The organism is Bacteroides cellulosilyticus DSM 14838, from assembly GCF_000158035.1.
GTDB classification, from domain to species: Bacteria; Bacteroidota; Bacteroidia; order Bacteroidales; family Bacteroidaceae; genus Bacteroides; species Bacteroides cellulosilyticus.
In genome coordinates this window covers 267,142-291,450 of the sequence record NZ_EQ973490.1, presented here as the reverse complement: position 1 = coordinate 291,450, position 24,309 = coordinate 267,142, and the positions used below count along the sequence as shown (strand labels likewise).

At 42.4% G+C, this 24,309-nt stretch carries 11 protein-coding genes; 7 read left to right on the top strand and 4 right to left on the bottom strand.

Annotated features, from left to right (window positions below; translation table 11 throughout):
• The first annotated feature begins 57 nt into the window (after nt 1-57).
• The 7 genes from BACCELL_RS06090 (at nt 58) to BACCELL_RS06060 (ending at nt 15,251) form a co-directional block, all read left to right on the top strand.
• A complete protein-coding gene (locus tag BACCELL_RS06090; RefSeq protein WP_007210748.1) occupies nt 58-3,048 on the top strand; it encodes a SusC/RagA family TonB-linked outer membrane protein in 2,991 nt (996 codons plus the stop codon).
• 13 nt (nt 3,049-3,061) lie between these two features.
• Complete coding sequence (locus BACCELL_RS06085) at nt 3,062-4,858, top strand: RagB/SusD family nutrient uptake outer membrane protein (RefSeq protein WP_007210747.1); 1,797 nt, start codon at nt 3,062-3,064, stop codon at nt 4,856-4,858.
• Nucleotides 4,859-4,938: 80 nt separating this feature from the next.
• Nucleotides 4,939-6,399, top strand: coding sequence for a glycoside hydrolase family 28 protein (locus tag BACCELL_RS06080; protein ID WP_007210746.1), 1,461 nt, complete (start codon nt 4,939-4,941; stop codon nt 6,397-6,399).
• Nucleotides 6,400-6,604: 205 nt separating this feature from the next.
• On the top strand, nt 6,605-10,168 hold the full coding sequence (locus BACCELL_RS06075) for a glycosyl hydrolase (RefSeq protein ID WP_007210745.1): 3,564 nt from the start codon (nt 6,605-6,607) through the stop codon (nt 10,166-10,168).
• A gap of 22 nt (nt 10,169-10,190) precedes the next feature.
• Nucleotides 10,191-10,592, top strand: a complete 402-nt coding sequence (locus BACCELL_RS06070; RefSeq protein ID WP_007210744.1) for an L-rhamnose mutarotase — start codon at nt 10,191-10,193, stop codon at nt 10,590-10,592.
• Nucleotides 10,593-10,596: 4 nt separating this feature from the next.
• Nucleotides 10,597-13,044 (top strand): glycoside hydrolase family 95 protein, encoded by a 2,448-nt coding sequence (locus BACCELL_RS06065; protein ID WP_007210743.1) that lies wholly within the window; start codon nt 10,597-10,599, stop codon nt 13,042-13,044.
• 5 nt (nt 13,045-13,049) lie between these two features.
• A complete protein-coding gene (locus BACCELL_RS06060) occupies nt 13,050-15,251 on the top strand; it encodes an alpha-L-fucosidase (protein ID WP_007210742.1) in 2,202 nt (733 codons plus the stop codon).
• A gap of 130 nt (nt 15,252-15,381) precedes the next feature.
• Here the strand turns inward: BACCELL_RS06060 and BACCELL_RS06055 are convergent, their stop codons facing one another.
• From BACCELL_RS06055 to BACCELL_RS06040, 4 genes are all read right to left on the bottom strand, one after another.
• Entirely contained in the window at nt 15,382-16,707 is a 1,326-nt protein-coding gene (locus BACCELL_RS06055; protein ID WP_007210741.1) for a glucoamylase family protein, read from the bottom strand.
• Between the two features lie 107 nt (nt 16,708-16,814).
• On the bottom strand, nt 16,815-19,172 hold the full coding sequence (bglX, locus tag BACCELL_RS06050; protein WP_007210740.1) for a beta-glucosidase BglX: 2,358 nt from the start codon (nt 19,170-19,172) through the stop codon (nt 16,815-16,817).
• A 212-nt stretch (nt 19,173-19,384) separates the two neighbouring features.
• A complete protein-coding gene (locus tag BACCELL_RS06045; RefSeq protein WP_007210738.1) occupies nt 19,385-20,905 on the bottom strand; it encodes a RagB/SusD family nutrient uptake outer membrane protein in 1,521 nt (506 codons plus the stop codon).
• A 33-nt stretch (nt 20,906-20,938) separates the two neighbouring features.
• Complete coding sequence (locus BACCELL_RS06040; RefSeq protein WP_007210737.1) at nt 20,939-23,977, bottom strand: SusC/RagA family TonB-linked outer membrane protein; 3,039 nt, start codon at nt 23,975-23,977, stop codon at nt 20,939-20,941.
• Between the last annotated feature and the right edge of the window lie 332 nt (nt 23,978-24,309).

Sequence of the window (24,309 nt, the reverse complement as noted above, 5' to 3'; positions counted from 1 at the left end):
CTTTGATAGACAATTTTGTGATATGAATATATTTTTAATCTTTTAATTTGTACTATTATGTTTAAAACACATTTCGAGAGAGGACTAACTCAGAAATTAGTCGTTTTTCTATTACTAATGATAGGTTTTGTCCCTATCTATGCCCAAAAAAACATAACGGGAAAGGTGATAGATGAAAAAGGAGAACCTTTAATTGGCGCCACTATTTTGGTAGTGGGTTCTACTACTGGGGTTATAACGGATTTTGATGGTAATTTTACACTGCAAGTAAAGCCTGGAGATGAGCTAAATATCAGTTCAATAGGCTATGCTACTCAACGTGTCAAAGTGAATGGTAAAGAGAGCCTTCAGATTGTTATGGTTGAGGATTCTGAGCTTTTGGATGAAGTAGTAGTGGTTGGTTATGGGACAATGAAAAAGAAGGATTTAACCGGTTCTGTGAAATCGATATCTAATGCAACATTGAAATCTACTGGCCAGAACTCCACTTTAGGAGCGTTAAGAGGCCAAACTGCAGGTGTTAATGTCACTCAGAACAATGGAAAATTGGGCACTGGCTATAATATTGAAATTCGTGGTATGAACTCTATCAATAAATCATCTTCTCCTTTATGTGTTATTGACGGAGTTATTGGGGGGGATATTAATGCGATTAATCCTGTAGATATTGAACGGATAGATATATTGAAAGATGTCTCAGCCACAGCGATTTATGGTTCCCGTGGCTCGAACGGGGTAATCATTGTGACGACAAAGAGTGGACAAAGCGGAAAAACGGTTGTAACTTACGATGGTATGGTGGGTTTTACTACTCCAACGAATTTGCCTGAAATGTTTAATGGTCCGGAATATGTTGCTTATGCGAAAGAAGCAATCAATGGAGGTTCTAACCATAATCCTTTTGTAGGTCGTGAAAAGGAGAATGCAGATAATGGTAATTTTACTGACTGGTTGGATTATACTTTGCAGAATGGATTTCAAACCTCTCATTCTGTGAGTCTTACTGGTGGAAGTGAGAAAGAAAAACATATTATGTCAGTAGGTTATGTAAATCAGACTGGTAGTATTGAAGGTGAACAAATGGAACGTTTTACTCTTAAATTGGGTATTGAAGGCAAGGTTGGTAATTTCACTTTGGGACTGTCGGTCAATGCGCGTTATGGGAATATTGACAATGGTTCACGTGAAGCTCTTCGCTCAGCTTTTCGTTTACGTCCTATTGCATCACCGAATGATGTAGATGGTAATCGCCAATTCTATGTTCAGGATTATCGTCCAGAGCGTTTTACCAATCCACTTTATGATGCGGAGAATGAGGTTCAGAATAGCCGTCAGTTAAATGGATATGCCAATTTTTTCATAAATTATAAGATAATGGATGGTTTAACTGTGCGAAGTACGTTCTCCCCGTACGCCTATTTTGATCGGTTTGGCTATGCTGCCGATACATTTACTAAATCGAATAAAGGAACAGCTTTGCCTAAGGCCGATTTGACGAATAACAATGGTTATTCTTACACATGGGATAATACGGTGAATTTTGTCAGAACGATTCATAAAGATCACTCTATCGACGTAATGCTTGGTACAAGTACTTATGAGGCACAATGGGAACATTCGTATATTTCTGTTAAGGATCTTCCTTTCAACTCGAAATGGCATAATATAAAGTCGGCAGGTACTGAGGTAGCCCGTGAATCATGGGAAGGCAGAGATCGACTTGTATCCTTTATGGGGCGTTTCAACTATTCATACAAGGATAAATATCTTTTCACTGTGACTGGACGTGCAGATGGTTCTTCAAAATTAGCACAAGGACATAAATGGGGATTTTTCCCATCGGCTGCCATAGCATGGCGTGTCACAGAAGAAGGTTTTCTGAAAGATAATAGCGTAATCAATAATTTGAAATTACGTCTTAGCTATGGAGAATCGGGAAATAATGCTGTCGATAATTATTCTACTATTTTGGGAACGAGCAGCACTCAATATGATTTTGATGGAACTAATGCCAATGGACAATATCTGAATCGTATAAAGAATGATAAACTTGGTTGGGAAAAAAGTAAGGAAATTAATTTAGGATTAGATTTTGCTCTTTGGGGTGGGCGTTTAGCTGGTAATGTTGAACTCTACAATAAAAAGACATACGATTTGATTCTTTCACAAAAGATTCCTCAAACCAACGGTTTTGATAATGTTGGTGCGGTTAACGTCGGTGCTACTAGAAATAAAGGACTGGAAATAGGCTTGAATACGGTAAATATACAAACCAAAGATTTCTCTTGGACTACCAATCTAAGTTTTGCTACTAATAAGAATGAAATAACAGAGATATTTGGTGATAGCAAAGACTATCCCGATCAGAAACTATTTATCGGTCAGCCTGTCCTTGTTCATTATGACTATGCTTGGGATGGGATATGGCAAACAAGTGAGAAAGATGAAGCGAGTAAATATGGCAGGCTGCCTGGTGCTGTAAAAGAGGTAGACCAGGACAATAGTGGTACGATAACCCCGGATAAGGACCGTATAATTTTAGGAACTCCGTTCCCCGATTGGACAGGTAGCATTACAAATACATTCACTTATAAGGATTTTGACTTCTCTGTGTTTATATATACCCGTCAGGGAGAAATGAAATGGAGTAAGTTCCATACAGAGTTGCAGAATGAGTACTTGGGTGAAATCAATCAATTGAAGGTTGATTATTGGACACCAGAGAATCCTTCTAATACCTTTTATCGTCCGGGCTTCAATGGTGGAAATACCAGTCTGCTGTGTTACAAGAAAACATCATTTGTACGTGTAGGAAATATGACTTTAGGATATAATATGCCTTTAAAATGGCTTAAGAATTGCCATATATCCAAGATGAGACTGTACGTCACAGCTATTAATCCTTTTATTTTCACTAACTATACAGGTCTTGACCCGGAGTTTGGAGCTAATGCGACTAATGGAAGTGGAAATGCTGATAATACAGCCACTTATAATGGTGGTGTATCTGTATCGAGCTATCAGTTTGGCATAAATGTAACATTCTAATTAAATATCAATTATGAAACTCAATATATTAAAGAATATTTGTTTAGGAGGCTTGATCCTCTTATCTGCTACTTCTTGTGAGGATTTTCTGACAGAGAAACCGGAAGGAACAATGAATGCCCAGAGTTACTTTAGGACGAAAGATGGGTATGAATACTTAGTAAAGGCTGGCTATGAGCCAGTGCGTTATGTGACTCGTAGATCAGTAACCTATACATTGGGGACAGATATTTATACTTCTCCCGGGCGTGGCTTAGATTATGGCAATGTGAAAGACAAAGTGGAATATAGTAAAACTTACCTAAGAGGTATGAACGAGTATTATAAAACCTCTATTGATGCTAGGAATGGGGATTTCTTATGGATGTTCATAGATGGATATAACTTAATACAGCGAGCTAATACAATAATATCTTATGGTCAGCAGGCTGATATTTCCGAGGAGCTCCGTGAACAACGCGCTGGGGAAGCAAAATTCTTACGTGCTTTGGCCTATTATTATTTAACGGAGCAGTTTGGTGATATTCCTCTATTGATTGAAGAGGTTACAGAGCCCCATTTTACAGCAGAAAGAACTCCAGAAAAAGATATCTATGCTTTTCTTATCCAAGATTTGGAAGGATGTTATAGTAAGGTAGCTTCTAAAAATGATCAAGCTGAATTTGGGCGGGTGACTCGTGGAGCCATCAAGACTCTTTTGTCCAAAATATATCTGACACGCTCATATAAATCGTATGCAGAATCAAATGATGCCAAAAGAGCATACGAGTTGGCGGAAGATGTAATCAAGAATGAAGGTTATTCACTTCTTACTAATTTTGAGGATATATTCAGAGAAGACAATGAGAAGAATGATGAGATAATCTTCTCTGTTCAGTATAGTACAAATCTACAAACAAATTGGAGTGGGAATACAGATTATTCTACTTATCAGCCCTTTATATATGCAATACCCGGTATGGGTGCCAAGTTGGAATATATGGAAAGGTATACAGGTACGGTAGCTCCTACTCGTGCTGCTTATCAATTATTTGATCGTTCCTGGGATACTCGTTTTGATAAAACGTTCCAACGTGAGTATTTTGCCAATGAGGCTAAGCCATTCAGTGCTGGAGCTTTCGGAGAAATTATGGTAGGACAGAAAATGATTCATTGTGTATTCCCTGATGAACATCAGATGACGCGTGAGGAAAAAGACCAGCTTCCTTATTTTGTAGTAAACTTTGATGAATATGCTGATCAACCACTTGTAGGCGGACTTAAAGATGATGATGGTGATTATCGTGTAAATGGTTTTGCCCAAGATGAAAATGGCAATGATAAGAAAGCAAGATACTATGTATATCCGGGTATTAAGAAGTTCAAGGATTCTAAGGCTCTTTACAGTGATGGTGGTGAAAATGGTACAAGAGATCATTTTGAATTCCGTCTGGGTGAGGTATATTTAATAGCTGCTGAGGCTTCTTTGAAAGCCGGTTTGGGTGATGGTGCCGGCTATTTGCAAAAATTGCGTAATCGTGCAGCTTTAACCGGTACAGCTCCCGCACTTGAATTGACTATTGATAATATTCTGGATGAGCGTGCGCGTGAGTTAATGGGGGAAGAAAGACGCTTCCTTGACCTAAAACGTACTGGAAAGCTTCGTGAAAGAGTATTTACAAAGAAGATGAATGAGAGAGCAGCTCGGGCTTTGGAGGTTTTTGGTCCTGAACAAGCGTTTAAGGATGAATATCTGACACGCCCTATTCCTTATGATTGGGCGCAGACTTTACGCAATATAATTGCTCAAAATCCGGGTTACGACTATTAATATTTAATTTATATAAATGTGTGAGAGCACAAAATGAGGGAGTTGGATACTCTTTTGTGCTCTCCTACTAATAGATACTTATGAAAAGATTTTTAGTTACTTTAATAGCAACTTATTTCCTGATAAACTTGAGTGCTGCTAATAAAGCTGTTTATAATATTATGGATTATGGCGCAATAGCGGACACAACAATTTTATCTACAAATGCCATTCAAAAAGCAATTGACGAGTGTGCAAAGAACGGAGGTGGGGTAGTCTGGGTGCCAAGTGGAAATTATTTAACGACCTCAGTGGTCTTGAGAAGTAATGTGAACTTGCATTTGGATGCAGGTTCAGCTTTGTATGCCAGCCGTCGGGTGAGCGATTATAAGAATCATAAAATAAAAGTAGGGGCCTCGGATGCAGAAGCAGTTGAGGTTATCCTGATTGCTTTGAATGAGAACAATATATCTGTTACCGGAACAGGTAAATTGCATTGTCAAGCAGTGCGTGAACAATTTAGAAGAGAACCTCAATTGGCTATCACAGACTTTGTGACAGGACGCGAAATAGACAATGCGATTAAATATGGAGCCGATTACAGAACTAAATATAGAAAAGTACCTCCTTGTCCGGGGGCTATTAATTTTACCGATTGTACCAATGTGCATATAAAAGATGTCGAAGTGATAGAATCATCTTTCTGGGCGGTACATTTGCAATGGTGTGATAGGGTTTATGTGGATGGGATTCACATACAATCAAGTTCTGTAGATGGAGTGAACTCTGATGGTTTAGATATTGATGGATGTAGCAATGTGATGATAAGCAACTGTGTCATAAATACGGGCGATGATGCTTTATGCCTAAAGACAACCCGGCAGAATAATGAGACAAGACCATGCAGATGGATTACGGTCAACAACTGTATTCTTACTTCTTCTTCTGCCGCTCTTAAAATAGGGACAGAATCTCACGCTGATTTCGAGAATATAGCAGTCTCTAATTGCATTATAAACGATGCTAATCGTGGACTGAATATGATTATTCGCGACGGGGGCAATGTGAGAAATGTATTGTTTACGAATATCGTCATCAATACAGTACGTAAAGCTACGTTCTGGTGGGGAAATGGAGATGCAGTTTGGCTGACCACCCAGAAGCGGAGTGAGAACATTCCTTCAGCAGGAGTTATTGAGAATATAACGTTTAATCATATCATTGCACATGGACAGAGTGGCGTGCGACTCGAAGGGTTTGATTCGGAAATTAAAAATATACGTTTTAATAATTTCCAACTATTTATGGAACCGGAAAATGCCATAGACAAACGTGCACGCAATGGTTTTTTGTTTCATAAGGTTAATAAACTCTCAATGATTGATTGTGAAGTTATCTGGAATAAAGAAAAAACGGAAGCAGCTTGGGAAAGTGCTTATTTTTTCGAGAATGTTGATAAACTGAATCTAGTTAGAACTATTGGGGAGCAAGCTCCTAATAAGAAATATCCTGCCTTTCGCTTTAAAAAAGTTAGTGATATGAATGGGAAGCCTATAAAATAGTGTTTCAATTTTACCTCCTAAGGTATTTGCAGTATATAATGATTTCGACGAATGGGTGATAAAACCGGGCAAAATACATCTTTCAGTAGGTGGGGGATAGCCTGTACAGGATGTGACTACTCCTGTACAGAATATTGATATTATTTTGAGTGGAGATAACATCGTATTTAATACTAAAATGTAACCTCAGTAATAAATAGCAGTTATGATAGAGAGAAGGTTGATAGGAAGTGCACTCTTGTGTTTATTTTTCTTGGGAGGAATGGCACAAGAGCAACGATACAATGGATATCCATCCAGAGAAGGTAATATTGATATCAAAGAAAACTTTGCTGATCCTCCGAAAGGGTATGGTAATATACCTTTCTATTGGTGGAATGGCGATTCGCTAAACCGGGAGAGACTACAGGAACAATTACAAATACTAAGCGAAGCGTCTACCGATGGTTTTTCGGTAAGTTATATTCATTCGCATCCTTTAGTTGATGTGAAACTGAATTCCAATGGTTATGGAGGCTTTGGAAAAGCTGATCCTGGAACCCCAGGGGTTTTTACTGATAGATGGTGGGAGACTTGGAATTGGTTTTCCGGTAAATGCGCTGATGCGGGAGTGGGATTAGGATTGGATGATTACGTGCTTGGCTGGACAAAAAATGGATATTATGTAGATGAAATATGGAATGATACACGTTTCGCAAACTATCAAGGTCGCTTGAGACTGGAGCAGTATGTGGTGAAGCCGTCAGCTATATTGAATATTCAATTGCCGCAGAAAACCATATCTGTTATAGCTTACCCGGATAAGATTGATCTGACAGATAAAATTTCCGATAACCGGTTAACCTGGAAGTCACCTTCTGCTAAGGAGCAGAGAGTATATATTGTTTATACGCAGCCTTCTTGTGAGTTACATCCGGATTACGGAAAGAGATTGGTGAATGTCTATTTCAATAGATTTGAAGAAAAATTAGATACCCATGGAAGAAAAGGAATGAACTTCTTTTTTCAGGATGAGTTACATTATGACTTGAGTATGCATTCATGGGCGGAAGATATGCCTGAAGAATTTATGAAAAGGAAGGGATATTCTATTTTGCCCTATTTGCCTGCTCTATTCGAGAATATAGGGGATATAACTCCTAAAATACGCTTGGACTATGCTGAAGTCGTTACCCAATTGTCGGAAGAAAGGTATTTTAAACCAATTTTTGATTGGCATAATGAACGTGGTTTGATCTATGGGTGCGATAATAATGGACGTGGGTTAGAACCATTACAATACTTAGATTATTTTAGAATGATCAGCTGGTTTACGGCTCCGGGAAATGATGCTCCTGCAAAAGGTTCAAGCTTCAGACAAACAAAGGTATCCAGTTCAATTACTCATTTATATCAGCGTCCCCGCACTTGGCTGGAGGCTTTTCATAGTATGGGATGGGATAGTAATGGTGAATGGTTGACCTCGCAATTAGAACATCACATGATAGCCGGTGGTAATTTACTATGTTTACATGGGCTGTATTATTCAACTCATGGTGGATGGTGGGAATGGGCTCCTCCTTGTTTTCATTTTCGGATGCCTTATTGGCCTCATATGAAAAAATGGCTAAAGTATGCTGAACGTTTAAGCTTTTTGTTAAGTCAGGGAGTACATGTCTGTGATATTGCTGTGCTTTACCCAACCGAATCCATGCAAGCATATCCGGATGCGAATCCTGATGTGATGTGGAACGTAACCGATCAATTAAGTGAGGTTGGACTGGATTATGATTATATAGACTTTCATTCTCTTCAGAAGGCAGAAATTGAGAATGGCTCATTATCTGTATCGGGTGAAAAGTATAAGGTACTGATATTGCCGGATACGAAAGCATTGCATCACGAAACATTGTTGAAAATATTTGAATTTTACCAGAGAGGAGGAATTGTTATAGCAACAGGGTCACTGCCTAAGGCAACTTCTAAAAGTGGGGAGAACAATGCAGATGTAGAGAGGATATTGAATGAAATATTCAAGTCCTCTACTAAAAGTGGAAAGGGAATGTTTGAAGAGGATAACAAGAAGATTCCCGAACTCATCTCCCGACTTATAGTACCAGACTTTAAAGTAAGCACAGAAAAAGGAAAGGTATTACATCGTAAGATTGGGGTGCGGGATGTATATATGATCATGAATATTGAAAAGGGAAGCGAACTTTTTTTCCGGTCGAAAGGTAAAGTTGAACGTTGGGATGCAAAGAATGCTACCATTGTTTCACAACCAATACTTCGTCAGACAGATGAGGGAAGTTGGATAAAATTTGATGGAGAATATAATGTAGCTCAGTTGATAGTCTTTTCACCAGGTATTCCTACTTATGAGAATGAATCATCCGAAAAATGGTTTGTATCAAATACCCAACAGGTAGAAGGTGATTGGAATATTGAAATTATTCCGACGATGAATAATAAATGGGGAGATTTTCGTTTGCCGGCTATCGACGAATTGATAGGTCCTGAAGCTCGTGAATTTACCTATTATTATAGCCCTGTGTCTACAAAATATCAATCGACTCCTGTATTTCCTGCAGATTCTCCAACAGGAGTGTTTGGATATGCTCCCTATATGGAAACGGTTACTCTTGACCAATCGGTGGATCTGCATGCTTATCTGCTTGAAAATAATTTTCAAACCGACTGGAAACCTTATTGTTTCTCGTGGCAATACGGAGTATTTGATAACCCTGGTGGACAGGGCTATCATGGGTTGAAAGGTAAAGTTGATAATCGTATGTTGATTTTAGATCAGGGTGGTCATCAACTTTTTAAGACGTATGTTTGTATTGCTAAATCGGGAAAATACCGAATAGAACAAGAAGGTGAAAATGCAGATTTCTTATATTTGGATGGAAAGTTAATCCAGGATAAAGTTGTTACCTTGAAAAAAGGTTTGCATCGGTTGTTGATAGCTTATGCGAATACCCCCAAGGGAAGTTACGTTTTGGCTGAGAAGAAAAGTTATAGTGTAGATGATAGAAAAAGAGGTTCTGTCGTTTTTTATAAAGAAAATTATCCAGAGATAAAAGCGAACTCTCCTTTTGACAGTCTTGTGGCAACCAAATGGTATAAAACGGAATATGTGCCTTATAGCATTATTCCTTCAACAAATGGAATGTGGCTCTATCAATTTACTACGGCTCCCGGTACCTATACGATGGAATTCACCGTAAAAGGTAGAGTGAATCAACTTTGGATTGACGGAAAAGAAGTTCCTTTAAAGGAAATATCGGTCGAAAGTGGCAAATATTTGCTTACTGTCAAGCATCCCAATAAGGGAGTAAGTACGATTGTTGTCTCTGCCAAACCGGAGATAGGTTATGAAGGACCTGCTTTCTTTGTTGAACCTGTTAAATTTAACTGTGGTATGGGTACTGTCTCATTGGGAAATTGGTCCGATTTCGGTGCATTAAAGTTCTTCTCCGGTGGTATCAGATATACAAAAGAAATTCATTTCGATTCTGATAAGTTCGGACAGAAGGTTGAATTAGATTTAGGCATTGTGGATGCGACCTGTGAAGTGAATATTAACGGAGACTTTGTAGATGTTTTGATGAATTCTCCTTTTAAGTTGGACGTAACCAAGTTTCTTAAACCCGGTAGTAATAAAATAGAGGTTTTGGTATATAGTACGCTATCGAATCATTATCAGACTATTCCGTCTGCATATAGAGGTGAGCCTCATGCAGGGTTAATAGGTCCTGTAAAACTGATTGGTTGGAATATGAAATAGTATAACTAAATTTAATATAATTATGAGAAGTGATATTGGAAATAGTAAGAATGGTTATCAGGTGAGAAAATACAATGATTCAGTAAAAAGGTATTGTCAAACATTGGATTTGAAAGATAATCCGGAACTTATTGAAGAGTATGTTAACCGTCATAGTAAATTGAACTCATGGCCGGAAATCAGAGCAGGTATCAGAGAAGTCGGCATCCTTGAAATGGAAATATATATATATAATTCACGCTTGTTTATGATTGTGGAAACGCCATTGGACTTTGATTGGGATACAGCGATGGAGAAACTGGCCCATTTACCCCGGCAGGCCGAATGGGAAGAATGTATGTCTGTATTTCAGGTCTCTAAGCCGGGGGCAAGTGCTACAGAGAAGTGGACTTTGATGGACCGCATGTTTTATTTGTATAATTAATGCGATGATGAAAATAGAGAAATATAAAATTAGTTTTTTAGTGACTGTGTTATCCGGCTTTATTTCTGTAGGAATGGCTCAGGCGCCTTTCTCGAAGAACTATACCATTTGGTATGACAAACCGGCCGAAATATGGGAAGAGGCACTTCCTATCGGAAATGGACGTCTGGGGGCTATGTGTTTTGGAGGCATTCATGAAGAAAAGCTTCAATTGAATGATGTCACTATTTGGTCAGGTGAACCCCAGCCTAATTCCGATAGAACTGATGCGTATAAAAAACTTCCAGAGATTCGTGAAGCATTGCGAAATCGTGACTACAAGCTGGCGGAAGTATTGACGCATCAATATATGACTTGCAATAGTGTATCGAACGAAGATATATATAATACCATTTATTCATCTTCTTACCAGACGTTAGGTGATTTATCTCTTAAGTTTGAACTTCCTGAAGGTGAAATGGGATCTTATAGACGTTGGTTAGACATAACGAGGGCGATATCGGGAGTTGATTTCAAAATTGGGGAATATTCTTTTTCCCGTGAAATTTTTTCCTCGGCTCCTGATAGTGTAATTGTGATGAAGCTTGGAACCGATATGAAGGGAGGGCTTTCTTTTTCAATGCTATTAGATCGTAAATTCTCGGCAGTCACCACATCTGATTCCCACGGACTCGTCATGAAAGGAAATACGGATTACATGGAGCATCGGGGAAACTGCGATTATGAAGCGAGGGTTAAAGTCGTAGCTGACGGGGGCCGGGTGAGTAACAGTAAAGGTAAAATATCTGTTCAAGGAGCTGATAGCGCCTATGTCTATATCACTTGTCAGACATCTTACATTCTGGATTATAAGAAAAATTATAGACGGGCAATTGATTCTAAGGATGCCGTAAGAAAATTGAATATTGTATCCAGAAAGAAGTATGATGATGTAAAGAGTATCCATGTTGCAGACTATCAAGGGATATTTAATAGATTAAGTCTTAATTTGGGTAACAACAAATCTATTGATATTCCTACAGATCAGCGTTTAACCCGATTTAATGAGAAAAGCGATGATTTAGGGTTTGTTGATTTATTCTATCAATTTGGTCGATACCTGATGATTTCATCCAGTCGTGAGAATAATCCTTTGCCAGGGAATTGTCAGGGAATATGGGGTGATGGCTATAAATTGCCGTGGCATTCTGACTACAAGGCAAATATTAACTATCAAATGAATTATTGGATGGTTGAGGCCTCTAATTTAAGCGAATGTCATATTCCGATGTTACGGCTTACTGCCAGTTTGGTAGAGCCGGGACGAAAAACAGCTCAGAGCTATTTCAATGCTTCGGGGTGGATGTATGCGATGATGACCAATGCATGGGGATGGACATCGCCGGGACAATATACTATTTGGGGCAGTTTCTTTGGTGGAAGTGGTTGGGCATGTCAGGATTTCTGGGAGCACTATGCTTATACACAAGATAAAGAATATCTTCGAAAAGTGTATCCGATACTTAAAGAGGCATGTGAGTTCTATTTGTCCGTTTTAATTGAGAATAAAGATGGATATCTGGTTACTTCGCCTTCTACGTCACCCGAGAATCGTTATATTGCACCTGATGGTAGTCGGGTAGCTGTTACTGAGGGGAGCACGATTGAGCTTTCCATTATTCGTAATTTGTTTTCAAATACTATCTACGCTACCGGAATACTAAATGAAGATAATTCTTTCAAAGAGATATTAGAGAAATCATTGGCTCGCCTTCGTCCCTTACAGATCGGGCGTGCCGGGCAATTGATGGAATGGAATGATGACTTTGATTTGAATGCGGAAGATATTCGTCATCGCCATGTATCTCATTTGTTTGCATTGCATCCGGGACGAGAAATAATTCCTTTTGAACATAAGGAACTTGCGGAAGCGGCCAAACGTTCTTTACAGATAAGAGGAGATGAAGGTACAGGGTGGAGTCTGGCATGGAAGATTAATTTTTGGGCAAGGCTTTTGGAGGGTGATTATGCTTATAAGTTATTATGTCGCCAACTGAAATTAGTTAGATCGAATGATACCAATTATAGTAATCAGGGAGGAACTTATCCAAATTTGTTCGATGCGCACCCTCCATTCCAGATTGATGGTAACTATGGATTTGTTTCCGGAGTTAATGAAATGCTACTTCAGAGCCATGAAATGTATATAGATCCATCTTCGCCTAATGAAGATTTATACGTTATTCGCATTCTACCTGCATTGCCTCAAAAGATTAGAGAGGGTAAGATTTCTGGTATTCGTGCCAGAGGTGGATTTGAACTGTCATTTGAGTGGAAAGATGGCAGACTTGTAAATGCGGTTATTACCAGTTTGGCAGGTAAACAAGCAAGAGTCTTTTATCAGGAGAAAGAAATTTCTCTGAATATAGCGAAAGGTGAAACAAAGGAATTGAATGAATTATGTAAAAACTAACTTATATGAAACACAGTATTACTTTATTATTATTATTGGTGTTGTTCTCTTGCCAGAGTTCAGATAAATCACTGGCAACGTACAATATTGAATCGGTTGCTTCAGCTAAAGGCACCGAAGTATTTCAGGACAATTGGGATAATATCAGAGAGAATTATAAATTCCCTGAATGGTTTCAGGATGCGAAGTTTGGAATCTTTATACACTGGGGTATATATTCTATTCCGGCATTTGGTACCGAATGGTATGCTCGTCACATGTATATGCAGAATAGCAATGAATATAAATATCATGTCGAGAAATACGGTGATCCTTTAACTTTTGGTTATAAAGATTTTATTCCGATGTTTACTGCCGAGAAGTTTAATGCTGACGAGTGGGTGGAGTTGTTTAAGGAGTCCGGGGCGAAATATATTGTTCCCGTAGCCGAGCATCACGATGGGTTTGCCATGTACGATAGCAAAGTGAATTCATGGAATTCAGTAAATATGGGACCTAAAAAAGATATTGTCGGGCTATTGCAGAAAGCGGCTGATAAGCGCGGACTTATATTCGGACTTTCTACGCACCGGGCCGAGAATGCATGGTTCTATGGAGGCGGAATGAAATTTCCTTCCGATGTGCAGGATAGCACTATTACATTATATGGCGAACGGTTGGAGAGAAATCAGGTAAACACGAGATTCATGAACAACTTTATGACTCATACATATGAGTTAATAGACAAGTATCATCCCCGCCTAATCTGGTTTGACTGGACAGTTAATAGCCCTCAGATTATGCCGTATTTCAATAAAATCATGGCTCACTATTATAACACGGCTATTGATTGGGGAGAAGAAGTGGTGGTAAATACTAAATATGGTTATCCTAAGGATGTTATGGTATGGGATGTGGAACGTGGAAAATCGGATGCGTTAAAACGTTACCCCTGGCAGACAGATACCTCGGTAGGAAAGAAATCGTGGAGTTATGTGGTTGACGAAGAGAATAAGACACCGGAACAAATAGTTCAAGATCTGGTTGATATCGTAAGTAAAAATGGTAATTTACTTTTGAATGTAGGTCCCAGGGCAGATGGAAGTATTACCGAAGAACAGCAATCTGTATTGCGTGGCATTGGCGAATGGCTGAAAATAAATGGTGAAGCTATCTATGGCACACGTACTTGGGTACGCTATGGCGAAGGGGCGATAAAAGGTGCTTCCGGTGCGTTTACCGATTCTCACGCAACTTCGTATACTGCTGGGGATATTCGTTTTACGACTCATGGAAATATATTGTATGCAACAAGTTTAGGCTGGACCGATGGGAAGATTCTAATAAGTTCGTTGGATGCTTCGAAGACGAAGAATATGGAAATCAAGAATGTGAGTTTATTAGGATCGAACGAGAAAATAGACTGGAACTATACCGATAAGGGGCTTGAAATACAATTCCCCAAAAATAAACCTTGTGAATATGCTTATTCTTTTAAGATAGAACTGAACGGATTGGCTATCGGAGATGCTTCGTACACAATAACTCCGGATAATAACCTTGAAATCTCTGATTATATTTACAATCATTCAAATAAGCCGCAAACGGTTGCTCTGCAAGTTAAAAATGATAATAAGGTTGTAAAAGAAGAACCGTTTATTATCGAGCCTTCTGTAAGGAATGAATACATTCATGTTCTTACTGAAGTTTCTAATGGATTATGTGATATCTCTATGCAAATTGAAGGCCTGAAAACATCAGCTTACACAGGTCTGTTCCCTGCTCTTAATTTCGAAGATAACTGGAAGTTCCATAGAGGGGATGATATGGCCTGGACGAAACCGGATGTAGATGAAAGTGAATGGGAACCTACTGCTAAACTGCCACAAAATTGGGAAACTCATTCCGGTTACGATGCTCCAAGGGTATTTGGCTGGTATCGGAAAACCATTAATATTCCCGAAGAATGGCGCCATCTCAAACTGATACTTCCCATTGGTAGTATAGATGATGCGGGAGAAGTTTATTTGAACGGTATCTGTATCGGAAAATCCGGTTCGCTTCCACCCAATTTTATATCTTCTGGAAATGTACCTATTGAGGTTGAGTTACCCGAACACGCTATACAATATGGGAAAGATAATATTCTGTCAATCCGTATTTTTGATGATAGGGGAGACGGTGGAATTGTAAGAGGACCTTTAGGGCCATTGAAAGTAGGGAAGTAAGTAGGTATTGGAAATCATAATTGATTTTCAAAAGTGAAATCACTGTATGGTTGAGAGGCGGGAGTGCCTCTTTATCATACAGTGATTGTTTTATTCTTGATCTTCTCTGGTAATGAGGAAACTAAAAACTCTATTTAAATCCCAGTTTCTGCAATCCGTTTTGCACATCCGGATGGCTCATAAATAGTTTCCATAACAGGCCGGTACGATAGTTCTCTATCATGACGGCAATAGGTCCCTGATCGATAGCAAGATATCGTTTGGGATACCAGTTCTCTGTTTCGGAGAAAGCATCGTAGAAACCATAAGGACCGAATAGCTTATCGCCCATGTCGTAGAGATGGCGCATCACAGCGAGCGAATAGTCCGGGGTATAGACAATGGACGAAAGAGCGGCTGTAGGAGAGATGACTCCCTGGTCATCCCGCTCGTTCGGCATGTGGGCGGCGTATCCGTTGACGGAGTAGCTGGCAGTCACTCCCCAACAGTCCGGACCGAAACCTTTGTAGTGCTTCGGATTTCGGATGCAATAAGCACGGTTCACGAGAGTCAGATTACGCATTTCATCGAAATAGCTGGCGCAGTATTCATCTTTTAGATGCGTCGGATCTAATCCGAGGAAGGAATAATGTGCCCAGAAGAGGGGACCAGCTTCACAACCCTGATAGCGCAAATGAAGTTCGATATCTTCTACTTTATGGGGTTCGACGATGGCGCCGTTCTGTGCCCATCCCTCATGATAGACGGAGGCGGGAACGCCGTGCGTGGGTGAGGCAGCGGCAAGCAGGTACATGATGAGACATTCGTTGTAACCATGTACGGGGAAGTCCATTGCCCAACCGTATTCGGGACTCCAATGCCAGTAGAGTACATTCTGGTTGCCCTGGCGATAGAAATTCCAGTCGACATCACGCCAAAGGGTATCGATGCGTTTGGCAAGTGCCTGTTCTTGGGGAGAACCGTTGACGTAATATTGGTGTACGGCAAGCAGTCCTTGTATAAGGAAAGCTGTTTCTACGAGGTCGCCACCGTTGTCTTTCTGTCCGAAAGGCTTTACCTTGCCGGTGTCTCCATACCACCAGTGAGGATAGGCACCGTGGAAGCGGTCGGCTTTTTCAAGGAAAGAGACTATCTTTTCCATACGCGCCAGACCTTCTTCACGAGTGATGTAGTTGCGGTCGATACCTGAAAGTATCGCCATAATGCCGAAGCCGCTACCGCCGGAAGTAATGACGTTCTGGTCTTTTTCGGGGTAGATACCATCCATGTGGATACGCTCGGGGGCAAGACCGCTGTTAGGCTCCGCGCCTTCCCAGAAGTAATTGAAGGTTCGCCGTTGAACGGTGTCCATGAGGGCATCATCAGTAAGTTGGGCGGCACTTCCGGTCTTGGCATTCTTGCAGGCTCCGAGGAGAAGTAAAAAGAGGAGGGGAAGATAGGTTGTTAATTGTTTCATAATTAATAAGGGGTTAAAGTTTAGTGATTAGGGTTTAGTGATAAGTGATTAGTGCCATGCGGAATAATAGCGTAGCCCACTAATCACTTATCACTAAACCCTAATCACTAAACTTTAAGTGTCAACTTCGCCGTCTTCACAGCCTGGCTGTTTCCACCGATCATGATGTCAAAGTCACCCGGTTCGGCTACGTAGTTCAGGTCGTAATCATAGAAGCGAAGCAGATCACGCGTGATAGTGAATGATACCGTTTTGCTTTCTCCGGCGCGAAGGAAGATTTTATTGAAACCTTTCAACTCGCGTACAGGGCGGGTGATACTTCCTACGAGGTCGCGGATATAGAGTTGAACTACTTCCGCACCGTCATGTTTACCAGTATTGGTGACGGTGACTACGGCTGTAACGGAACCATCTTTTCCCAATGTCGGTGTGCTCAATGCAATGTCACTGTACTGGAAAGTGGTATACGACAATCCATAACCGAAGGGATACAGCGGTTCGTTATCCACATCCAGATAGTTTGAACGGAACTTTTCGAACCATTTGCCTGCCGCCAGTGGCCGACCGGTATTCTTATGATTGTAGAACAAAGGTATCTGGCCTACATTCTTCGGGAAAGTCATGGTTAGTTTTCCACTCGGATTGACGTCACCGAACAGAACATCGCCAATGGCATAAGCCGCTTCACTGCCTCCGAACCATACATTCAAGATGGCAGGTACATGCTCCTGTTCCCAGTTCAGCGTCAACGGCCGACCGGTAAAGAGGGTTAGTACTACGGGTTTACCCGTTTTCAGTAAGGCTTCCAACAGGGTATGTTGTACATCGGGCAAGCCGAGTTCGGTGCGGCTTGAACTTTCACCGCTCATTTCAGAAGATTCTCCCAGGGCAGCTACGATAACATCGGCGCCGGCTGCAATTTTCAGTGCTTCGTCCAGTAACTCCTGGTCCGTGCGATTATCGCGGTTCAATGAACGGCCGAACATGGTGGCACGTTCTTCGTAAGCTGCATCGCCGATGAGGTTACTACCTTTGGCATAGGTGATGTTCACCTTGCCTGCCATCATTTCTTTCAAGCCTTCGTATAAAGAAGGATAATCGTTGAGGCGTGCGGCTACGCTCCAGGTGCCCGGCATGTTGCTGCGGGTATTTCCGAGAGGGCCGATGACGGCAACTGTACCTTGTTTCTTCAACGGAAGCACGGGGGAAGCAGTTACGGGTGACGAGCTATGAGCTGCGAGTGGCTGTGCGGTGGCGGGGGCATTCTTCAGAAGAACAAAACTTTCGCCGGCAATCTTGCGGGCGGCGTCACGATGCTCTTTTGTGAAGATATCCCGCTTCGGACGGTTCACGTCGCAGTATTTATAAGGATTGTCAAACAGTCCCAGCTTGTATTTCGCTTCCAATATCCGGCGGCAGGCTGTATTCAACGTGCCCATTCTTACTTTTCCTTCTTTAATTGATTTCATCAGTGTACCGACGAAGCCCTCACTTACCATATCCATGTCCACCCCTGCATTAAGAGCGAGTGCACTGACGGTTTGCAAGTCGCCGACACCATGCTCTATCATCTCTGAAATGCCTGTGAAGTCCGTTACCACAAACCCTTCGAAGCCCCACTGGCCACGCAGCAAATCGCTCAGCAGCCATTTGTTTCCGGTGGCGGGAATACCGTCTATTTCATTGAATGACGCCATCACACTACCCACTCCGGCCTCTACGGCAGCCTCATACGGGTACATGAATTCATTGAACATCCGGTTGCGGCTCATATCTACTGTATTATAGTCGCGTCCGGCTTCTCCGGCTCCATACAATGCAAAGTGTTTTACGCAAGCCATGATTTCATCGTTGCGGTGCAATTGGTCTTGCAGATTGGCACCCTGGTATCCGTATACCATTGCCTGTGCGATAGCTCCACCCAGAAACGGATCTTCTCCCGAGCCCTCGCTGACACGTCCCCAACGTGGGTCGCGACTGATGTCTACCATCGGACTGAATGTCCAGGAAATGCCATCGGCACTTGCTTCGATGGCTGCAATACGGGCGGATTTCTCGATAGCCGCCATATCCCAGGTGCAGGACAATCCCAATGGAATGGGGAAGATGGTTTCGTAGCCATGTATCACATCCATGCCGAACAGCAGGGGAATACCGAGGCGTGATTTCTCTACTGCCAGCTTTTGCACTTCAAGAATACGGTCTACACCTTTTAGGTTGAAGAGTCCGCCCACCAATCCTTTTTCAATCTTTTGTGCCACGTCGCTACTTTTGGCCTGTCCCGTGGTGATGTCTCCCGTGACGGGTAGGTTCAATTGTCCGATTTTCTCTTCCACGGTCATCTTCTTCATCAGTGCGTCGATGAAGCGATCCATGTCTTGCGGTGACTTTTGAGCCTGTGCCGCCGCTATGCTCATTAAAGCGCTGATCAGCAACAGGCTTGTTCTTTTGAGTATTTTCTTCATATCTTTTTATTTATATAAGTTAGAATCCGATAAGGAGATACTTTGCATTTGTTTGTTCCCCCAGTTGGAACTACCAGTTTCAAGCGATGAAACTGCCGGTTTCTCGGTGTGAAACTGAGAGTTTCAAGGCATGAAACCAATGGTTTCACACCGAGAAACTTTTAGTCACCTGCCAGCATCTTTCTGATATCCCCTATTTAATTCCTAATTGATTAATAATCGGGGTTTTGTATCAATACACCGTTTGATTTATCTATCTCTGTTTGCGGCAATGGCAGCAGTGCGTTTTTAGGCTGATAGTTTTTTCCGGCAGCCTGAAGCACTTCTTGTGCGATACCCCAACGTACGAGGTCATAGAAACGGTCGGGCTCTAATCCCAGCTCTACGCGGCGTTCGTGACGGATAGCTTCACGCAATACACTCTGATCCAGAGACTCTACTTTAGGAAGTACATTGGTCAGTGTGCCGCGGGCATGTGCGCGTACTTGTTCCAGATAACCGCTTGCTTCGCCCATCAAACCTTTTTCGTTGGCAGACTCGGCAGCCATCAACAGCACGTCCGGGTAACGGATCAGGCGGATATTTACCCAGAAGCCCATGCGGGTATACTTGCGGCGCAAGGCTGGGTCGGTGTATGCTTTCTTGTTGAAGTAAGCGCCCATGGCGGTAGAAACGGGAGATTCGCCATAAGGTGTATTGGTATTCTCCGGTGTGATGGGGTCGTCATTACTGTGGCGGAAGTAAAGCAGTGTAGCATTCTTACGCGGATCGCCCGGTTCGTAAGCTTTACCCATCAGGGTGGTGGCCATGTGCCAGCCCCATCCCAAATCCCAATCGCCTGCTCCGCGCACACCCTGTACCTGGCAGAATTGGCTGCCGATACTACCATCTTCTTTCATGGCATCGGTTGCTTCACATTGCAGTTCGAAGATACTTTCACCACAGTTCTCACCTTCTACGGTGAAGACTTTATCTACCGGAGTATTCAGGTTATAAATGCCGGAGTTGATTACTTCGGTAGAGGCTGTATACATATTGTCCCAATCGTTACGCATCATGTAGGTGCGTGCGTGCAGGGAACGTGCGGCACCCCAGGTGAGTCGTCCCGTGTAGTCGCTGTCCCATCTCAAGGGCAGACACTTTTCGGCCTCGGTCAGGTCTTTGTCAATCTGTTCGTATATCTTTTCGGCAGTGGTCTTGGGGACGTTGGCGTCGGAGGCTTCCACTACTTTGATAGTCACCAAAGGTACTTCGCCAAAGGCACGTACCAGGTTAAAGTAGCAGTAGGCACGGAAGAAGAGGGCTTCACCACGGTTGCGGATGGATTCGGTGTCGTCCTTATGATCGCTGTTGGCGATGTCGTCTAAGATTTCATTACATTGGTAGATGATTTTGTAGTTCTGACCCCAGTAGGCGCCTAGCGGACCATTGGAGGCTGTGTACTCGAAATCATCCCACATGGCAGCTTCATTGCCACCGTCACCGGCATCACTACCTTTCTCGGAATCCTCGCTGCGCACCATGTGCACCATGAAAGCGGGAATGCCTGCGGTGATGTCATACGAACGCATCAGGTAGTAAACGTTGAATATCTTTCCGCCTACAAGGGCGTTAGGATCATCGTCTTCCGTGAACTGTCCCAGCGGGTCGCGGTCCAGGAAGTCATTACAAGCACTGAATGAGAGGGCGGTTGCACCAATCAACAGGGATAGGATATATTTCTTTATCTTCATATTCTTTGTTGTTAGATGGTTTATGATACTGCTTTAGAACGTTAAGTTGAATCCAAACGTATAAATTGCCGGCATCGGATAACTTCCGTCGTCTACCCCGAAGGCGATGGCCGAGCCACCCAGTTCAGGCGTATATCCGGTGTTATGCTTCCATGTTTTCAGGTTTTGGATATTCACATAAAGTTTCAATGCCTGCATACCGATCTTGGAAATCAGCGCCTTATCAAAGTTGTAAGCCAGTGATACGTTGCGGATGCGGAAGAACGAGCCGTCTTCTATATAATATTCGGAATTCATATTGTTGATGGTATGCTTCGTGTTCAGCAACGGCTGGGTATTGCTGGTACCCTCTCCATGCCAACGGTCCATGCGTTGTGCCATGAAGTTGAACTGGCTCCAGTTGTAGTTATCCCAGGTACGGTAAATCTGGTTACCGCCTTGTCCCATCATATCTACTGCCAACTCCCAGTTTTTATAACCTACTCCGAGAGTGATGCCATAAGTAACATTAGGAGTTGGGTCACCAATCATGGTACGGTCGGCGGTGGTGATTTCACCGTCACCGTTCACATCCTTAAACTTCAAGTCACCCGGAGTGACGGTTGCAAGCGTATTTTTCGGTGAACTGTTAATCTCTTCCTGAGTCTGGTAAACACCTTCTACTTTGTAACCATAGAAGTAGCCGATAGGATAACCTGCCATTGTATAACTTTGGCTCTTATCTCCGGCAATGATGGAGTATCCATCCTGTACAAGGCTTAATACCTTGTTCTTAATTGTAGTCAGGTTGGCCCCGACGTTATAATTCCAGTCGCCGATCTGGTCGCGCCAGCTCAGTGCAAGTTCCACACCCAGGTTTTCGATAGATCCCAGGTTACCGATGCCCGGCACGGTTCCTGAGATACCGGGAACTTCTGCCAGCAGGTCCTTAGTTTTCTTCTTGTAATATACACCCTCAAAGTGCAGACGGTTGCGGAAGAAGTTGGCTTCGGCACCTACTTCCCATGCTTCTACTTTTTCCCAACGCAGGTTCGGGTTAGGGAGATAGGCAAGCTGATAGCCCGGATAAATGGCGGACGGAGTACCGAATACTGCGGAATAGGCATTGCTCAGCAAAGGCTCTGCCGGATAGGCTCTATCCAGGTTTTGGTTACCCAGGGTACCCCATGATCCTTTCAGTTTCAACATATCCAGCCATTCGATACCTTTCATCCATTCCTCTTCGCTCATCAACCAACCCAGACCTACGGAGTAGAAATTCTGCCATTGGTTTCCTGTATAAGAGAAAGCGGAAGAACCGTCGCGGCGGTAGGAGCCGTTGAACAGGTATTTGCCTTTATAGTTATAGAGAATACGTGCCAGTACAGATACTGTAGAACGTTCCCATTGTGTACTACCGTTGGTTGCAGTGGCGGCATCGCCGATACTTACATACCATTTGTCCGGATTGTCCGGAATGACCAGTCCTACGCCTTGTGTGCGTCCGGCATTCAGATTTTCGAGTTTATTATAATAGGTGGTAAAACCGGCGGTGGCTGTCAGACTATGGTCGCCCCAGGAGTTGGTATAAGTCAACAGATAGTCGCTCTGCACTTTCATCTCGGTCTCTTTAGCCTGAGTCACTCCGGTCTTGCCGGTGCCCAGTGTAGCTATATCGTTCTCGGCACTGGCATCATACACTTTAATAATCGGCGTGTAAGTCCGTGTGCTGTTCGATGCATAATCCAGCGAGAACATGGCTTTGAACTGAAAGTGTTGCAGGAAGTCCCATTGCCCGTATATGTTGCCCGAACCGCGGTAGTTCTCCGCCTTTGTGGTATTTGCCTTCAGTTCAACGTCCACCATCGGGTTATTCATCTGCGCTTTCTGGAAGCCGGGGAGGGAGGTATACAATCCATATTCTTTGTTATACACCTCTGCTACCGGAGCCGCCCGCAGAGCAGTGGCAACACTCTTTGAATCAGCTGGCAGCATACGTGCACCGTTAAACTGGAAACCTACTTTGAAGTTGTCCGTCACTTTATAATCATTGCTGATGTTTAGTGTGATTTTGCTGTACTTCTCGTGCTTGATGTTCCCTTGTTCGTAGGCATAACCTGCGCCGAGGTAGAAACTGTGCCTGTCGGAAGCACCTGTAATGCTGATGTTGTTGTTCGTAATGAATCCGGTCTGGAAGATTTCGTCCTGCCAGTTGGTGTTACCTGTCCAGTCCGAGAAATTATATTCCGGATTGCCTTCATTTTTCAACTGTTCGTTATACAGCAGTTTGAAACCATCGGCATCTACCATTGCAATTTTATTGGTAATGGCTTTGAAGCCGAACGAACCGTTGATGTTTACCCGTGTCTGTCCCTCTTTCGCTTTCTTGGTGGTGATGATGATTACACCATTGGCACCACGCACACCGAAGATGGCAAGTGAGGAAGGGTCTTTCAAGATTTCCATTGACTCGATATCCTGCGGGTTCAGGAAGTTGATGTTGTCATTGAACAGTCCGTCCACTACATACAAGGGCTTGTAACCATTGATAGAGTTTGTACCGCGTACGCGGATTTCCGGGTCGGCACCTGCCTTACCGGAGTTGATGATTTGTACACCGGCCACTTTACCTTGCAGGGCAGACAGTGGGTTGGCAACAGGTTTGTTGGCAATTTCATCACCTTTAATGTTGGTGATAGATCCTGTCAGGTCACGCTTTTTGGCGCTACCGTAACCGATGACCACTGTTTCGGCAAGCATTTGCGAGTCTTCTTTCATCTGTACATTGATGACGCTTTGGTTACCTACTTTAATGCTTTGCTTCTCCATGCCTACGTATGAGAAGTCAAGGGTGGCATTTGGCGGAACTTGGATTGAATAATCACCATCCAGTCCGGTCACTACACCGGTATTGGTGCCTTGTACCACAATGGATACACCAATCAACGGTTCTTTAAACGAGTCGGTAACGACACCGGTTATGGTCCGTTCCTGAGAAAATGCGGCAGTGCCTATCAGCAGGAAACATACCGTCAAGAATAGATTTTTAAGCCTTAGGGCTCTCTTCATAGGAGGGTTCAGGTTTCTCTTCATTGCATTAAATTTTTATGTGAATGATATATTGCATCAGAACAATGCAAATGAAAAAAAGATTTCGAGGTCATTCAAATCCCGGTTTTTTAACACAATTCCTTTAGCCTACTATGAATTAAGCAGGTTAGAAAGATACCTGCATTTCTTTTGGGTGTAAGTACAAAAAATAATATCTTTGTATTATCGTAATGGATGTTACCGTAATGACTGTTGCGATAATGATGATTTATTTATTAAAAGCATAGTTTATTATGAAATTCTATGATCGTGAAGAAGAACAAGAATTATTAGAGAATATCCGTGAAGCTTCCCTGCAAGAGTCGCAAATGACT

Coding starts and splice junctions, on each gene's coding strand:
- BACCELL_RS06040 (WP_007210737.1), bottom strand. CDS start 23,977: ATGAAGAGAAACCTGAACCCTCCTATGAAGAGAGCCCTAAGGCTTAAA.
- BACCELL_RS06045 (WP_007210738.1), bottom strand. CDS start 20,905: ATGAAGATAAAGAAATATATCCTATCCCTGTTGATTGGTGCAACCGCC.
- BACCELL_RS06075 (WP_007210745.1), top strand. CDS start 6,605: ATGATAGAGAGAAGGTTGATAGGAAGTGCACTCTTGTGTTTATTTTTC.
- bglX (WP_007210740.1), bottom strand. CDS start 19,172: ATGAAGAAAATACTCAAAAGAACAAGCCTGTTGCTGATCAGCGCTTTA.
- BACCELL_RS06070 (WP_007210744.1), top strand. CDS start 10,191: ATGAGAAGTGATATTGGAAATAGTAAGAATGGTTATCAGGTGAGAAAA.
- BACCELL_RS06065 (WP_007210743.1), top strand. CDS start 10,597: ATGATGAAAATAGAGAAATATAAAATTAGTTTTTTAGTGACTGTGTTA.
- BACCELL_RS06090 (WP_007210748.1), top strand. CDS start 58: ATGTTTAAAACACATTTCGAGAGAGGACTAACTCAGAAATTAGTCGTT.
- BACCELL_RS06060 (WP_007210742.1), top strand. CDS start 13,050: ATGAAACACAGTATTACTTTATTATTATTATTGGTGTTGTTCTCTTGC.
- BACCELL_RS06085 (WP_007210747.1), top strand. CDS start 3,062: ATGAAACTCAATATATTAAAGAATATTTGTTTAGGAGGCTTGATCCTC.
- BACCELL_RS06055 (WP_007210741.1), bottom strand. CDS start 16,707: ATGAAACAATTAACAACCTATCTTCCCCTCCTCTTTTTACTTCTCCTC.
- BACCELL_RS06080 (WP_007210746.1), top strand. CDS start 4,939: ATGAAAAGATTTTTAGTTACTTTAATAGCAACTTATTTCCTGATAAAC.